This window comes from Halosimplex carlsbadense 2-9-1 (assembly GCF_000337455.1).
GTDB classification, from domain to species: domain Archaea; phylum Halobacteriota; class Halobacteria; order Halobacteriales; family Haloarculaceae; genus Halosimplex; species Halosimplex carlsbadense.
Genome location: NZ_AOIU01000048.1, coordinates 25,112 through 40,655, shown reverse-complemented (window position 1 = coordinate 40,655; position 15,544 = coordinate 25,112). Strand labels below are relative to the sequence as shown.

14 protein-coding genes are annotated in these 15,544 nt (G+C 67.1%); 9 read left to right on the top strand and 5 right to left on the bottom strand.

The annotated features are described in order from the left end of the window. The first annotated feature begins 147 nt into the window (after window positions 1-147). Window positions 148-1,815, top strand: a complete 1,668-nt coding sequence (locus C475_RS21085; RefSeq protein ID WP_006885941.1) for an FAD-dependent oxidoreductase — start codon at window positions 148-150, stop codon at window positions 1,813-1,815. 120 nt (window positions 1,816-1,935) lie between these two features. Here C475_RS21085 and C475_RS21080 read toward each other — a convergent pair whose 3' ends face one another. Then, window positions 1,936-2,403, bottom strand: a complete 468-nt coding sequence (locus tag C475_RS21080; protein WP_006885940.1) for an SPW repeat protein — start codon at window positions 2,401-2,403, stop codon at window positions 1,936-1,938. A gap of 302 nt (window positions 2,404-2,705) precedes the next feature. Here C475_RS21080 and C475_RS21075 point away from each other — a divergent pair, with 302 nt between their 5' ends. Further along, complete coding sequence (locus C475_RS21075) at window positions 2,706-3,278, top strand: hypothetical protein (protein WP_006885939.1); 573 nt, start codon at window positions 2,706-2,708, stop codon at window positions 3,276-3,278. Window positions 3,279-3,303: 25 nt separating this feature from the next. Here C475_RS21075 and C475_RS21070 read toward each other — a convergent pair whose 3' ends face one another. After that, a complete protein-coding gene (locus C475_RS21070; protein ID WP_152436569.1) occupies window positions 3,304-3,873 on the bottom strand; it encodes a hypothetical protein in 570 nt (189 codons plus the stop codon). Window positions 3,874-4,222: 349 nt separating this feature from the next. Here C475_RS21070 and C475_RS21065 point away from each other — a divergent pair, with 349 nt between their 5' ends. The 3 genes from C475_RS21065 to C475_RS21050 all read left to right on the top strand — a co-directional run bounded on the left by C475_RS21065 (window position 4,223) and on the right by C475_RS21050 (window position 8,532). Further along, complete coding sequence (locus tag C475_RS21065) at window positions 4,223-4,558, top strand: DUF6788 family protein (RefSeq protein WP_006885937.1); 336 nt, start codon at window positions 4,223-4,225, stop codon at window positions 4,556-4,558. A gap of 1,043 nt (window positions 4,559-5,601) precedes the next feature. Next, on the top strand, window positions 5,602-6,804 hold the full coding sequence (locus tag C475_RS21060) for a Cdc6/Cdc18 family protein (protein ID WP_006885936.1): 1,203 nt from the start codon (window positions 5,602-5,604) through the stop codon (window positions 6,802-6,804). 1,377 nt (window positions 6,805-8,181) lie between these two features. Next, window positions 8,182-8,532, top strand: coding sequence for a TRAM domain-containing protein (locus C475_RS21050; protein ID WP_006885934.1), 351 nt, complete (start codon window positions 8,182-8,184; stop codon window positions 8,530-8,532). A 57-nt stretch (window positions 8,533-8,589) separates the two neighbouring features. Here the strand turns inward: C475_RS21050 and C475_RS21045 are convergent, their stop codons facing one another. Then, entirely contained in the window at window positions 8,590-9,534 is a 945-nt protein-coding gene (locus C475_RS21045) for an ABC transporter permease (RefSeq protein ID WP_006885933.1), read from the bottom strand. A gap of 240 nt (window positions 9,535-9,774) precedes the next feature. Between C475_RS21045 and C475_RS21040 the strand changes: the two genes are divergently transcribed. The 4 genes from C475_RS21040 (at window position 9,775) to C475_RS21030 (ending at window position 13,359) form a co-directional block, all read left to right on the top strand. After that, window positions 9,775-10,986, top strand: coding sequence for an ABC transporter permease (locus C475_RS21040; RefSeq protein WP_006885932.1), 1,212 nt, complete (start codon window positions 9,775-9,777; stop codon window positions 10,984-10,986). Then, window positions 10,987-11,997, top strand: coding sequence for an ABC transporter ATP-binding protein (locus tag C475_RS21035; protein WP_006885931.1), 1,011 nt, complete (start codon window positions 10,987-10,989; stop codon window positions 11,995-11,997). Beyond that, entirely contained in the window at window positions 11,990-12,274 is a 285-nt protein-coding gene (locus C475_RS25385) for an ATP-binding cassette domain-containing protein (protein WP_394295284.1), read from the top strand. Before C475_RS21035 ends, C475_RS25385 begins: the two co-directional genes overlap by 8 nt. After that, a complete protein-coding gene (locus C475_RS21030; protein ID WP_049931129.1) occupies window positions 12,199-13,359 on the top strand; it encodes an oligopeptide/dipeptide ABC transporter ATP-binding protein in 1,161 nt (386 codons plus the stop codon). The genes C475_RS25385 and C475_RS21030 overlap by 76 nt, the downstream gene beginning before the upstream one ends. Here C475_RS21030 and C475_RS21025 read toward each other — a convergent pair whose 3' ends face one another. Both C475_RS21025 and C475_RS21020 read right to left on the bottom strand, forming a co-directional pair. Then, window positions 13,360-13,863: a CinA family protein gene (locus tag C475_RS21025; protein ID WP_006885930.1), complete on the bottom strand. Its 504-nt coding sequence runs from the start codon at window positions 13,861-13,863 to the stop codon at window positions 13,360-13,362. Between the two features lie 628 nt (window positions 13,864-14,491). After that, window positions 14,492-15,253, bottom strand: a complete 762-nt coding sequence (locus C475_RS21020) for an IclR family transcriptional regulator (RefSeq protein WP_006885929.1) — start codon at window positions 15,251-15,253, stop codon at window positions 14,492-14,494. Window positions 15,254-15,544 lie beyond the last annotated feature (291 nt).

Below are 15,544 nucleotides of genomic sequence, written 5' to 3'. Positions count from 1 at the left end.
CGATCGAAGGCGCGTCCACCCCGTCGAGGGTTGTCCTCTCCGCTCGGACCGCTTGCACACCCTCGGGTAAGCCAACCCGCGCACGTCCCGGGCGAACCTTCTTGCCGTGTCCGAGCGTGTCTCTCCCCGATTCGGAGGCACCCATCGATGACACTCGACCCACCGAGCGACGGGTCCCACCCAGACGGCGACCGCGGCGACCCCGGCAACCGCAGCGGCCCCGACGACCGCGGCGGTCCCGCCGGGGCCGCTGTCATGACAGACGGCGGCCGGCCGTCCGGTCGCCACGAATCGCTGTGGACGGCCACGTCCGAGCGGACCGACTACGGCCCGCTCGACGGCGATATCCGCGTCGACGCGGCGGTCGTGGGCGGCGGGATCGCCGGTATCGCGACCGCGTTCGAACTCGTCGAGCGGGGACGAACCGTCGCCGTCGTCGAACGCGACCGAATCCTCGACTGGACGACCGGCCGCACGACCGCCAAGGTGACCTCGCTGCACGGGCTCGTCTACGACCACCTGATCGACCACTTCGGCGTCGAGCGCGCCCGCCAGTACGCCGACGCGAACCAGGCCGCCGTCGAACGCGTCGCCGACACCGTCGACCGCCTCGACATCGACTGCCAGTTCGGCCGCGCGCCGGCGTACACCTACGTCGAATCCGCCAGCGACCGGGGCGGCGTGCGCGCCGAGGTCGACGCCGCGCGCCGCTTCGGACTCCCGGCGTCGTTCGTCGAATCGACCGAGCTCCCCTACGAGGTGGCCGGTGCCGTCCGGTTCGACGACCAGGCGTACTTCCACCCGCGGAAGTACCTCCTCGCGCTCGCAGAGCGGGTCGCGGACCACGACAAGCACGCCGACGGGTCGGGCGAGGGCGGAATCTACGAGGAGACGGTCGTCACGGCGGTCGACGACGGCGACCCTTGCCGGCTCGGCACCGACCGCGGCGAGGTCGTCGCCGACGACGTGGTCCTGGCGACGCATTTCCCCGTCTCCGACCACGCCCTGTACTTCTCGCGACTCTCGCCCAAGCGGTCGTACGTCCTCGCCGCCCGGCTGTCGGGCGAGACCCCCGACGGGATGTACTACGACCCCAGCGAGCCGTACTTCTCCGTCCGCCCCCACGCCGAGTCCGAGTCACTGGTGCTGATCGGCGGCCAGAACCACCGCACCGGCCACGCCGACAGCACGACCGACCGCTACCGCGAGCTCGAACGGCGGGCCCGCGAGCGGTTCGATATCGAGACGATAGAGTACCGCTGGGCGACCCAGGACTACACGTCGATCGACAGCGTGCCGTTCGTGGGACCGGCGGCACCGCAGCTCGACGCTGTCTACGTCGCGACCGGCTTCGGCGGATGGGGCATGACCAACGGGGTCGCCGCCGGGGTCGTCCTCGCCGACTTGATCACCGGACGGTCGAACCCCTGGGCCGACGTGTACGACCCGACCCGCTTCGAGTTCGGCGCCTCCAAGTCCGACCTGGTCTCGCACAACAAACACGCGATGGGCCACTTCTTCGACGGGCACGTCCGCGGCAGACCCGACCTCGACCTCTCGGGGCTTTCCCCCGGCGAGGCCACCGTCGCCGACGAGCGCGACGACCCCGTCGCCGTCTACCGCGACGACGACGGTGCCGTCCACGCGGTCTCGGCCGTCTGTCCGCACATGGGCTGTCTCGTCGCTTGGAACGACGGCGAGCGGTCCTGGGACTGCCCCTGTCACGGCTCGCGGTTCGACATCGATGGGAACGTCCTCGACACGCCGGCCGTCGACGGCCTCGACTCCGTCGACCTCGGAGTCAGCGACCGGTAACTGCGTTAGGTCGGTGACTCCTCTAAACTACGGGGCTCCGCCAGGCGGTGAAAAAAGTGCGAACCGGTCGTCGGATCGAGCGTTTCGGCTACGGGACTGCCGTGATGGGAGTCCCATTCGTTAGGTCCGGGCTGCCGGCGTCGCTACGTCCGTGTCGCGCGCCTCGTAGGCGCTGTAGGCGCCGAGGACGAACACGAGGAGGCCGACGACGATGTCGTTCCAGAACTCCAGGTCGGTCTCGACGGCCGCGAACCCCTCGGTCGATCCGAGGATGAACGGTGTCGCGATCAGCCAGAGACCGAGCAGCGCGACGAACGCGCCGACACCGACGCTGCCGAGTTGCTCGTTCGCGCGGCGGTAGTAGTTGTACCCGCCGAGGACGAGCAACGCAGCCCCGACGATGATGTCGCTCCAGAAGTTCCCCGCGATCGGGTTCAGGATGAACGCCTCGGCGAGCATCCACAGCCCGAGCAGGGCCACCAGAGCGGACACCCACTTGCCGGCCTCGGTCGGGTTGGTGTCGACTTCCCGCCGGTCGTGCTCGTCTCCGCGATGCTCCTGCTGGTCGTATACTTCGCTGTCGCTCATTGGAGATCGCCGGGCGATCGTTCGGTCTCGACGCATAAGTATTTCAAATTCGTTCAGTCGACCGCTCCGTCGAAAGGCCGCCCTAGACGGTTCTCCGTTTAAGTACCGGACGTGATCGCCGACCGTTCGGTAGAGTCCGTTCCGTCCGAAGGGCCCGTTCGAGCCGCTTCGACCGATCCGGTCACCGTCGAGAAAACGAACGAGACAGCGGACGGGTCCCCACGTCGTCGCACGTGAGAGTGCAGGACATCGCACGCCGTGCGCTTACCACCGCCGCCCACGTGCGCCGAGTCGGAGACAGTATGAATCGAGAGTCCACCGCGTTCGCGGAGGAGAGTCGGCCTGAAACCGCTTCGGACGGCGCGACGGCGCCGCGACGCTCCGCCGTGGCCGGTCGGGTCCGGCGCGGCATCGAGGGCGGTGCGCTCGCGACGCTGGTGATGACGGTCTACCGGCTCCCGGTGACTCGCTCGCTCCCGCCGTCGGCGGAGTTCTGGACGACGTTCGTCGCGGGCGGACGGCCCGGCGACCACCCGCTGGCGGCGCTCGTGCTCCACTTCGCCTACGGACTCGGCGCCGGCGGCCTCTTCGCCGCGCTGATCTCCGACCGCGCGTCGCTCGACCGCGAGCGGACGCGGTCGTTCCTGGACGACAGCGTGAGCGGCCCGCCGGACCGCTCCGACGAGGTCACCGCGACAATGGCCGGACTGCTCTACGGGGTCGCTCTCTCGGCCGTCGGTGAGCGGTTCGTCCTCGGTCGTCTCCTCGGGACGGAACCAGACGACAGGTTCGCCTTCCACGTCGGACACGTCCTCTACGGGATCACGCTCGGCGCGTGGGTCGGAACGCGAACTCGCCGCGAAAAGGGGAAGTGAGCGTCGAATCGCCCCGCGTGCGGTTCTACCAGCGCTGCTGGGATCCTGCGCCGATCAGCTGGTCGGTCGCGGCGAGCGTCTCGCCCAGAACCGTCGCACACTCCTGGCAGTGGTCGTGCTGGTGCTGCCCGCACTCCTGAGCGCACGCCTGGGCCGCCCGCTGGAACGTCTCGACGATCTCGTCTGCGAACCGCGAGGTGCGCGGGACCGTCGCGAGGACGGCCTCACCGAGTTCGACGACGTCCTCGCAGAGGCGGATGCACTCGATCATCATCGGGTCTGCCTCCTGGATGCACTGGTCAGCACACCAGCCACAGACCTCGATCGCCTCCGCAACGCTCGCGAGCGGCGCGCGGTACTGCTGGGGGAGCGTCCCGCCGGATCGCATTCCCGACGACCCCATCTGCGCTCCAGTCGCTCCCATCCGGATCCCGCTCGACTGCATGCCTGTCGACTGCGCCGATCCCTGGGCTGACTGCATCCCGCCCTGTGTCGGTTGCGTCTGCTGGGCCGGTTGCATCTGCTGAGTCGGCTGCATCTGCTGGGTCGTTTGGGTGTGCTGTCCCTGTTCTGTGGGTGTGTATTGCTGGGTCATGATTCGCTCCGGGTCGCTACCCGTCCGACGGTTCATCGATCGGCCACAAATAGCGGTCCGATAGTTTCCCGAGCTAGCTGGGACCTACCCTGAGATTCGAACGTGTTCGACCGCGAAGCGCCCGTTTTCGGTCCTGAAACGCGGTCTTACAGGCGCTTTCGTTTCCCATACCCTGTTCTCTCACGAAGCGTTCGTCGTCGCTCACGACCTGGCGTCCCCGCCGACGGACCTCCGGGATCACGCCACATCGGGTCGGGAAACGCGACGGGAGCTCGCGGTCGTGTGTGAGTTCGTCGCGTCTCTTATGTAACAAAACTCTTGTACTCCCGGAACAGTTGTTACATAAGACATGCCCGACGACGTCTCGGCCCCTGCGGCGTTGCCGAAGTATCTCGCGGAGGGGCTCCCGAAGCAGGACGTATCGACGCTGGAGGCCACCAGCGAGTTCGTCGACGCGTTGATCGCGGAGAAGGAGCGACCGGTCGAGACGGAAGACATACCCGACGACGCGGAGGTGATAGACGACGAGGCGGACGGATACGTCGTCGAGGAACTCGTGAGGTGTGGGAAAGACGGCTGCAGGTGTGCGTCCGGGGCGGAGAGCGACATGCACGGCCCCTACGAGTACAGATACTACCGCGACGACGACGGGACGCTCCGGAAGGAGTACGTCGACAATCGGTAAGCGAGAGCGCAAACGGTGGATTAGAGGTGAGGTCGGTGAACGAACATCGGGAACAGTGAACGCGAGTCGAGACACACACACACCGGGTTTCCGGTGAAACGGGGGGAAGTGGTGGGGGGCGGTTCGGACGGATCGCGGTGGTCGAAGCGGTGAAACGAGAACGTGAAGCGAGATAATCACCGATAGAGATGCTATAATGGCTGATCTCTGTGGTCGAGTTCGCCCCACGTGACGTGTGGTCACGTAGCCGCACTGAGGAAGGGCTGCTAGCCTCAGCCCGGGAACCATTCTTATAAATAAGAGCAAGACACAATTTTGCCGCCTATAAAATGCATCTAGAAGTTCTAAAACACTACACTAACTACTACTATAGAAACGTTTATAATAATATAATAATGGACCCGATCGAGATATCGTTCCAACGGAAACGCCTCGAGATCCAGCGGCACGAGCAGCTCTCGACGCTCCAGTCCCGTCTGGTCGTCGGGTCTCTCGTATCCCTCGTGGACTCGTGGCACTCACGGCTCTCGTTTCCGGTAACTCTCGTCTGCGGTGACCTTCCCCTCCAGAGACTCCCGTTTCCGGTTGTTACCTCTTCCTCCCTCTTGAACTCCGTTCCATTTTCGTGGTTCTTCTGTCCATCGTGTACTACTCACCATCCCGTGATCGCTTCCTTTCGCCGGCAACCCTGGCACACTACGTTTCCGGCGGACTACTATCGGTCTGACGGGATTTCACTGGTCTCGTGACGTACTCGAGGGCAGTGTATCCCTCTTCGGGCGGCTCCGACCCGTTCGGACGGTCCCGATCCGCTCGGACGATTTCGATCCGTCCGAGCGTTCCCCATCCTCGGGCGTTCCTGATCCGTTCAGGCGTTCCAGCCACAACCCCCGTTTCATCTGCACCCCCTCCCCACCCGATCCCCCGTTTCACCGGAAACCCGGTGTGTGTGTCTCACCCCTTTCTCACCCCCACCCCCACCGGATTTCGCCGCGCTAGGAAAGAATAAAGTGATTTCACCGGAAACACGGTGTCACGATCACATGTCAGGTTCCGACGATCTGTTCATTCGCGAAGACCCGATATTCGTCCAGAAGGAGTTGCTCGAGATCAATCACCTTCCGGACGAGGGCCGGATCGTCGGCCGCGACGAGGAGATCCAGAACCTCGCGAACGCCGTCAACCCCGCGATCTTCGGGCAGAGCCCGAGTAACGTCCTCATCTACGGGAAGACGGGGACCGGGAAGTCCCTCTGCGCCAAACACGTCTCGCGGCGGCTCACGTCGACGGCGAACGACGAGGGAGTGGCCGCGACGTTCGCCTACGTCGACTGCGCCCAGGACTCCACGGAGACGCAGGCCGTCCAGACCATCGCAGCGACGCTCAACGACCGGTCACAAACCGACATCAAGATCCCCGACAAGGGCATCGCCACCTCGACGTACTACAAGCGCCTCTGGCGTATCCTCGACGAGTGCTACGACGTGGTTCTCGTCATCCTCGACGAGATCGACAAGCTCGAAGACGACGACATCCTGATGCAGCTCTCCCGCGCCGGCGAGGCCGGCAAGATCGAGGGCTGCAAGATCGGCGTCATCGGCATCAGCAACAAGATCAAGTACAAGGAGGAACAGCTCAACGAGCGCGTCAAGTCGAGTCTCTGCGAGCGCGAGTTCGTCTTCCCGCCGTACGACGGCACGCAACTCAACCACATCATGGAGGCGCGCCGGGACGCCTTCCGCGACGGCGTCCTCGAAGACGGCGTCATCCCGAAGGCGTCCGCCCTCGCCGCCCGCGAACACGGCGACGCCCGCCAGGCCATCGACATCCTCCGCTACGCCGGCGAGATCGCCCAGTCGCGCGGCGCCGACCGCGTCACCGAGGATTTCGTCGTCGACGCCCGTGAACGGGCCGAGACCGACCGCTTCCGGGAACTCATCCGCGGTTCGACGCCCCACTCCCGGTACGTCCTCCAGGCGCTCACCGTCCGCTCGCTCAACGAGGACAATCAGGACGGGTTCCGAACCACCGAACTGTACGACGTGTACGAGGAGATCTGCCGCCAGGAGAGTTCGGACACGCTCTCGTTACGGCGGGTCCGCGACCTCCTCAAAGAACACGCGTTCCTCGACATCATCGAGCAGTCCCGCCACAGCGGCGGGAGCGCCGAAGGGAGTTACACGAACCACAAACTGCTCGAAGACCCCGAGGTCGTTCGGGACGTTCTCGCCGACACGATCGAGTGACCGCCACTCACTCCCTCTGCCGGGTACGTCCGACGACTGTCCCGACACAACCCATACCCGACCGCCCACACCCGAACGACCGTTCGATAATCTCATACTACTGATCTCTTCACCGGAAACTCGGTGTGTCGGATCGGTCGAGTAACGACCCGTTACTCTGATTTCAGCGGAAATCCGGTGTGTTTCGGCGCTCGTCCGACCCCTGTCGCCTCGGATTCACCGGAAACCCGGTGTGTCCGTCAGGTCGAACTCGATCGTCTCCGCTCCGGTGGTTCTTATGTAACAATTCCTCTCGACCCGCCATCTATTACATAAGGTAGACGGCTCGATATCTCGGCAAGCGCGGGCTGTCGACTCACGCTTGCTCGACCGAGACAGCGGGTGCCGGTCGCAACGAACCGCTCACCGACGAGGCGCCAGGTATCCGGACGGCTGGGCGCACGCCGGATCGCGGCCTGCCGAGTCCCGGGTTCCGTCGCCGCTCGACGACCGCAAACGGAAGAGATCGGAGGCGGCGCCGCAAAAACCGGACGACGGCCGCTCGGCGGACTGGCGGCCCATCTGGGACTGCATTCCGATGACCGCACGGTCGGGTTCCGGACTCGACTGCCCGGTGGCGGGCGTGTAAGCGGAGACGATGGTTTCGGTCAGTACCGCACCCGCCGAGCGGTGTTCCGTGTCCGCTCGTTCGGACTTTCGGCCGTCGACCGCGATCGCAGTCACCTGTTCCCCGGTGTCACTGTCCGCTGGCGCGGCGTCGGCCGGGATCGCCCGGTTCGGCCCGCCGTTCGACGGGGAGCGGTGACCGTCCGCTTCCGACCCGCCGTCGCGGTCGCTCCCGCTGTTCCTGTTCGCGTCGCGGCGCGAATCGTTAGATTCGCGGTTCGGGTTCCGTCCGCCCGTGGTTTCGTGTAAACTCATAGTGGGTTCGCTGAGGTGCGTCGCCGGAATCGCGATCCACGATACGAGGTCGTCCATGATAAACCGGTGATACCGTTCGCTCGCTCCCACCCGGGAAAGTCGCCGTTACTCGCCATAGCGAGACACACGCTCCGGTTACTCGACGCCACCGAACCGCGAGTCCCCTCGTTCGGAGGCCCTCCGACACGCCAAAGCGAGGCCACGAACGCCGACGACCGACCGGCGCGACTCCACAGTAACCGCGACCCACTTCCAGTCGCGGGCTCGCCTCTCCACCCGTTCGGCCGATATGTCCGGATTACACCAATATGAGTGTAAGCGGATTTCGACCCTCGGCACGGCGAGCCGTGCGGCACTGGGGACGGGAGCCGGGACCGGGTCGCGCGGTCGACGGTTCGGTTCCCGAGTCGGTCCCGACTTCACAGCGTTCATGACGGTCCGCAAACACTGGCGGACATGGAATACGTCTGGATCGCCGCCGGGGCCGCCGTCGTGGCGCTGACGCTGGCGGCCGTCGCGGTTCGCCGTCGCGGGTCCTCGGAGCGTCGAGCGTCCGAGCGAGCCCACGAGGCGGCACAGGAGCGTGAACCGCCCGTCGAGATCGGGGAGTCGTACACCGTCGGCGTAACGGAGTTCACGGACCACCACTCGGGCGACCGGATCGCGGTCGGCAAGGTGGAGGGGTTCGTCCTGTTCGTCGACGACGTCCCCGGGTCGGTCTCGGTCGGCGACGCCGTCCGCGCCAAGGTGGTGTCGTTCAATCGAGAGCACACCTCGGCCGACGCCGTCTTCGCCGAGCGCGCCTGAAGACCCGCCCGAGCCGCGACCGGTCGATCCGGCCGGGGAACTCGGGGCGCTATCGCCTCACCGACGTTCGTTCTCAGAGCGGACTCGCGGGTCGAGCGAGCCGTAGAGCACGTCCTGGAGGAAGTTGCCGGTGATCCCGATGAAGACGACGACCAGCGTCGTCCAGATGACCAGGGCGGTGTCGCTCTCGCGGATGGCCCGAAGGCTCGCGCCAGCTAAGCCGGGGATCCCGACCACTTCTTCGACGATATAGATGTTCAACACGAGGACGGCCAGCAGCTCGGTCACCGACAGCGAGACGATCGGGATAGCGGCGTTCCGGAGGACGTGTCGCGCGAGCCGGAGGCGGTCGGCGCCTTTCGCCCGGAGCATCTTGACGAACGACCGGCCGGTCTGTTCGAGCGCCGAGGCGCGGGCGAACCTGACCTGGCCGGCCAGGAGACTCGCGGCGACGGCGGTCGTCGCGAGTGCCCAGCGGCCCAACGAGAGGGGCACGACGCCCTCCGCGGAGAGATACCGGAGGTAGACCACGAACACGAACACCGGGACGCCGAACAGCGCGTAGGCGGTCAGGCGGACCGACCAGTCGAAGGCGCCGTCCTTCGCGAGCGCGGCGAACAGCCCCAGGAGCACGCCCGCCAGCACGGCCACGACGACACCCGGGACGACGTACCCGAGCGTCGCCTGGACGCGGCCGTCGAGGACGGCGATCACCGGCCGGCGGTAGGCGAAGGAGTAGCCCCAGTCGAGCGTCGTCACGTCGACCAGCCAGCCGACGTAGCGCTCGTGGATCGGCGTGTCGAGGTTTCGCGCGGCGACGAACCCCTCCCGGATCGATTCGAGTTGCTCCTCGCTCGCGCCGCCCCACGACGCGAGCGCGAGCCGCTGTTGCAGCCGTAGCCTGACCGTGCTCGCGATGACGAAGAACGTGAGCGTCACCACGAGATACGCCGATAGCACGGCGAAAGCGGCCCGCCGAAGGAGATATCGGACGTAGCTCATCGCGACCGCATCTCCGTCGTGCGAGCCCCGGCAGGGGCGATGCAGTCGGTACTACGGGAAGACGGGAACGGACCGTCACGGCCGGTGGAGCGGGTTAACGGGGGCGAACCGTCGCGGTCGGTGGAGCGGGCTGACGGGGGCGAACCGTCGCGGGTGGGCGTCGGCGTGACCATCGATCGTGCCGTGTTTTGTCATCGCACGGTATAAAATTTGATTTGGACGGCTGTACCATGGGTGGGCATGCCCTCCAGCGATTCCGATCCGCCCGAGTTCGCACGGGTCGACTGGGACGAGGCGTCGTCCGGTCGGCGTCGGCCGTCCGCGCGGACGCCCGGGTTCGCAGTCGCGTTGCTCGCGGTTGCAGGCCTGTTCGCGTACGATCTGGTGGTTGCGCCCGAGGAGACGATCCCCGTCCTCGACTGGGACGTGAACCGGTCGGGCTGGCTGGTGATCGTCGCGCTGGTCGTCCTCGCGCGGTACGTCATCGTGCCGCTGGCCGCCGACCGCGACCGGACCGCCCGCCACGTCGAGGCGTTCCTCGACCGTCCCGCGGGCGTCCTCGCGCTCGGCTATCTCGTCCTGTTCGGCCTGCTCGGCGTGTTCGGGCCGGAACTGTTCGAGTTCACGTACGCGAAGCTCGACGCCCGTCTCCAGCCCCCGGTGTTCGCAGGTGTGGACGCGAGCGCCAGCGACGGCTACTCCTGTGTCGGCCCGGTCGTCGACGGCGTCTGCCGGGGGACCTGGCAGTACCCGCTCGGGACCAACTACATCGGCGAGAACGTCGTCGAGGGGCTGATCGGCGGGATGCACGTCGCGGTCAAGGTCGGCGTCGCGACGGCGGTCGTGATGGCGGCCGTCGCGACGACGGTCGGGACGGTCGCCGGCTACTACGGCGGCCGGGTCGACGATCTGCTGATGCGCTACGTCGACGTCCAGCAGACGATCCCAGCGATCGTCGTCTACATCGTCATCGCGACGCTGTTTCTCGGCGACGTCGAGGGCGTCTCCGACGGCGGGACGCTGGCGTTCGTCCTCGTGTTCGGCCTGCTCGACTGGGGCGGGATCGCGCGACTGGTTCGCGGCGAGGCGATCCAGCGGCGCAGCGCGGGCTACGTCCGCGCCGCGAAGGCCGCCGGCGCGAGCGACCTGCGCGTGATCCGTCGCCACGTCGTCCCGAACTCGACGGCCACGATCGTCACCGCGCTCACGCGCCGGGTCCCGCTGCTGGTGCTCGCGCAGGTCGGCCTCGCGTATCTCGCCCTCAACTCGACGCGGCCGGCCTCGTTCGGCGAACTCCTCGGGGTCAGCCTGGCGGGTCGACACATGCCGTGGTACGCCCAGTGGTGGACCTCGCTGCCCGCGGTCGCCCTGCTCGTGGGACTCGTCGTCGCGTGCAACGTCTTCGGCGACACGGTCCGCGACGTGCTCGACCCGCGGGAGGAGGTGCGGTAGATGAGCGACCCGCTGCTGTCGGTCCGCGACCTGCGCGTCCGCTTCGAGACCGACGACGGCGTCGTCCGCGCGGTCGACGGCGTCGACTTCGACGTGGCCGAAGGGGAGACGGTCTGTCTCGTCGGCGAGTCGGGGTCGGGCAAGACCGTCGCCTGCGAGTCGATCACGCGGCTGCTCCCCGACTCCGCCGCGGTCGACGGCGAGATCCGCTTCGACGGGACCGACCTCACCGACTGCTCCGCGTCGGACCTCGAATCCTACCGCGGCGGGCGGATCGGCCACGTCTTCCAGAACCCCCAGGACGCCCTCGACCCGGTGTACACCGTGGGCGAGCAGGTCGTCGAGGCGATCCGCATCCACCGCGACGTGTCGAAGGCGACCGCTCGCGAGGAGGCCGTCGCCCTGCTCGACCGCGTCGGGATCGGGGAGGCCGAGGCGCGCTTCGACGACTATCCCCACCAGTTCTCCGGTGGGATGAAACAGCGGGTCGTCGTCGCGATTGCGCTGGCGCCCGATCCCGACCTGCTGATCGCCGACGAACCGACGACCGCGCTGGACGTGACCATCCAGCGCCAGGTGCTGGATCTCCTCGCGGACCTGGGTGCCGAGCGCGGGATGGCGCTGCTGTTCGTCACCCACGACCTGGGCGTCGTCGCCGAGATCGCCGACCGCGTCGTCGTCATGTACGCCGGCGAAGTGATGGAGACGGCCGGCGTCCGCGCGCTGTTCGACGACCCCGCACACCCCTACACCCGGGCGTTACTGGCCTGTCTCCCCGGTCGCGGCGACCCCTTCGAGACGATCGGCGGATCGCTCCCGGACCCCACGGACCCGCCCGAGGGCTGCCGGTTCCACCCGCGCTGTCCGCACGCGGTCGAGGACTGCGAGACCGGCGACCACCCGATGCCCCGGTCGGCCGGCTCGGTTTCCGGAACTGACCACGAGGTCGCCTGTCTGCTCTACGACGACGACCACGCGCTCCCGCGGGAGCTGGAGGTGGCCGATGACTGACGCGCCGCTCCTCGAAGTTCGTGTCCTCGAGAAGCACTACCCCGTCCGGTCGGGGCTGCTCCGGCGGGTGACCGGCCACGTCGAGGCCGTCGACGGGGTGACCTTCGACGTGCGCGAGGGGGAGACGGTCGGGCTCGTCGGCGAGTCCGGCTGTGGCAAGTCCACGACCGCGACGACGCTGTTAGGCCTCNGACCTTCGACGTGCGCGAGGGGGAGACGGTCGGGCTCGTCGGCGAGTCCGGCTGTGGCAAGTCCACGACCGCGACGACGCTGTTAGGCCTCGAAGACCCGACCGGCGGCGAGGTGCGCTTCGACGGCGAGCCGGTCGCCAACCTCGCCGGCGACGACCGCGACCGCTTCCGCCGCAGGGCGCAGATCGTCTTCCAGGACCCCAACTCCGCGTTCGATCCCAGACTGACCGTCGGCGAGTCGGTCGCCGAACCGCTCGCGATCCACGGGCTGGCCGACGCCGAGCGCCGCCGAGAGATCGTCGTCGACACGCTCGAACGCGTCGGACTCTCTGCGGCCGACGCCGAGCGCTACCCGCGGGAGTTCTCCGGCGGGCAGAAACAGCGGGTCGCGCTGGCCCGCGCGCTCGTGCTCGACCCGGACCTGCTGGTCGTCGACGAACCCGTCTCGGCGCTCGACGTGAGCGTCCAGGCGGAGATCCTCTCGCTGCTCTCCGACCTGCGCGACGAGCTGGGTCTCGCGATGGTGCTCGTCAGCCACGACCTGGGCGTCGTCCGCCAGGTCTGCGACCGCGTCTGCGTCATGTACCTCGGCGAGGTCGTCGAGCGCGGGCCCGCCGAAGCGCTGTTCGACGACCCGCGCCACCCCTACACGGAGGCGCTCCTGTCGGCCATCCCCGAGCCCGACCCCGACGCCCCCGACGACGCGGTCGAACTGACCGGTGACGTGCCTGACCCGTCGAACCCGCCTACCGGCTGTTCGTTCCACCCTCGCTGTCACCGGGTTATCGCACCCGAAGCGTTCGATTTCGCCGATGGGGTCTTCCGATCGGTGCTCGACGTTCGCATCGCAGTCGAACGCGGCGACGTGGCCGTCGACGAGTACGACGACCCCGCCGCCGTCCGCGACGAGTTCGGCGTGCCCGACCGCCTCGGTGACGACGAGGCCGAGCGCGTATTCGCCGCGGCGGTCGAGGCGGTCGCGGCCGGTCGGATCGACGACGCGGCCGACCGACTCGCTGCCTTCGAGAGCGTCTGCGAGCGCGACGACCCCGCGCTCGAACCGGTCGAGGGTGACGCCGACGGTGCTGGAGGCGGGACTAGCGGTGGCGGGAACGGCGACGGGGAGCGTCCGGCGGCGTGTCTGCGGACCGGCAAGTCGGTCGAGCGGTGACTACCCCACGGACTCGATCTCCCCCAGCGCCGACCGGAGCGCCTGCTCGACGATGCGCTCCTTGACCGCCGTGCGGTCGCCCTCGAAGCGGTGGTGTTCGACGGTGGCGTAGGGGTCGCGGTCGTCGCTACCGGCGTAGGCGATGCCGATGTAGACGGTGCCGACCGGGGTGTCGGGGTCGCCGCTCGTCGGGCCGGCGTAGCCCGTCGTCGAGACGCCCCAGTCGGCGCCGGTCTCGTCGCGGATGTGGCGCGCCATCGCGCTCGCGACCGTCTCGCTGACCGCCCCGTGGCGCTCCAGGCTCTCCCGGGAGACCGCGAGCAACTGTCGCTTGGTCCGCTCGGTGTAGGAGATGACGCCGCCGACGAAGTAGCCGCTCGACCCGGCGACGCCAGTGATCGTCGACCCGAGGAGCCCGCCGGTACAGGACTCGGCGACGGCCAGCGTCTCGCCGGGCTCGCCCAGCGCTTCGCCGAGACGGACGGCCGGTCGGTCGTCGTTCATACTCGCGGGTACGACCTCCCGGGACGAAAGCGCTCCCCCTCGCTCGGACCGTCTGCACCGTCGCCGCCGTCTTATGTAACAGATACGGGAACCACCATCTGATGTTACCTAAGAATCGGACGCGGGAGCGACTCTCTCCCGAACCGTCCGAGCGGTAGCCCGCGACCCGATCGCAGGCTTCCAAGATGTGATACTATAATCGGTATCTTACAAGTGTGGGATCCGGAATCGAGCCGATCGATCTGTCGCGAGTCCGCTCCCGTCGACTCCGGAACGGAGGCGGTACAGTCTCGCTCGCCGTCGCCGAGGCGACGAGAACCGGCCTGCGAACTCGAAACGGCGATCTGGCCTCCGGTGGCTCGGCTCGCGTTCGATTGACGACCCCGACAGGGGTCTCCGCGCGGAGGTGCGGTCTGGGGACCGGAGAAGTTCTGTGCGCAACGGCCGAATAGCCCGGGAAAACGTGTCGATACCGGTTATCTGGCGTCAGTGTGCCCGACTCATCTCGCCACGATCCGAGTCCGTTGCATCGGGACCGAACGGTCGGTGCAAACAGGTAGTGGATATGGTATATCTCTCGAACTATCTGTGTTCGTAGTACGGACCGCTACGGTTGTCGACCGGGCGATCAGTAGTCGCGGAGGTTGACCTCGATCCGGTTCGTCGCGGTCCGCAGTCGCTCCGGGAGCGTCTCCCGGTACCACTCGCCGGTCATCTCGGCGGCGGGGCCGGAGAGACTGATCGCACCGACGACCTCGTCGTCGACGCCGAATATCGGGACGCCGACGCACCGGAGACCGCGGCCGTACTCCTCCTCGTCGAAGGCGACACCGCGGTCACGGACGCGCTCGAGTTCCGTCAGTAGCTCCGCGCTGTCTGTTATCGTGTGGTCCGTGTATCGCTGCAGGTCGAGCGAATCGACGACGGACTCCAGGCGCTCGGGCGGGAGATGCGCGAGCAGTGACTTCCCGGTGGCGGAACAGTGCAAGTCGTGTGTCTCCCCCGCGCGCGTCGAGAACCGAACGTCGTCGCTCCCGCGCGAGCGATACAGGTAGTACCCACTCCCCTGTTCCTCGACGGCGAGATTGCCGACGAGGTCGGTCCCGTCGACCAGTTGTTCGACCTGTGGCCGCGCGAGTTCGTAGAGGTCCGTCTGCAGGCGCGTCGACTCGCCCAGTCCGAGAAATCTGAGCCCGAGTCGATACTGCCCGTCTTCGTTGATGACGTATCCGTCGTCCCGAAGCGTCGTGAGGTGGTTGTGAACCGTGCTCTTGGAACTGCCGACGCCGTCGGCGATCTCGGTCACGCCGGCCGACCCGGCCGCTTCGAGATACTCCACGATAGAGAGCACTGTCTGGACCGACGCGACGGGTGTGTTCTCTCGGTCCATGCCCGCAGTGAGACGCCTCCGTTACTTGTAGCTGTTCCCACGCCCCGTTCTGTCAGGAAGAACAAGCAGGGTCGATATGCTCCGGGTTTCCCACCGTACCACCGCTCGGCGCCGGTCGAGGGAGCTGTTCACTCGCTTATTACAATCGTATGGATGTAATCGAAATCGGCTGGAGCGGTCGGAGGGGGCGAGTCCTGTTCTGGTAGATATACTCTCGTACCGTACGCGAGATGGCTGCTTGTCGCTCGATTCTGGAGAATCGGTCGAATATCGCCTGTTCTGTCCGACAGA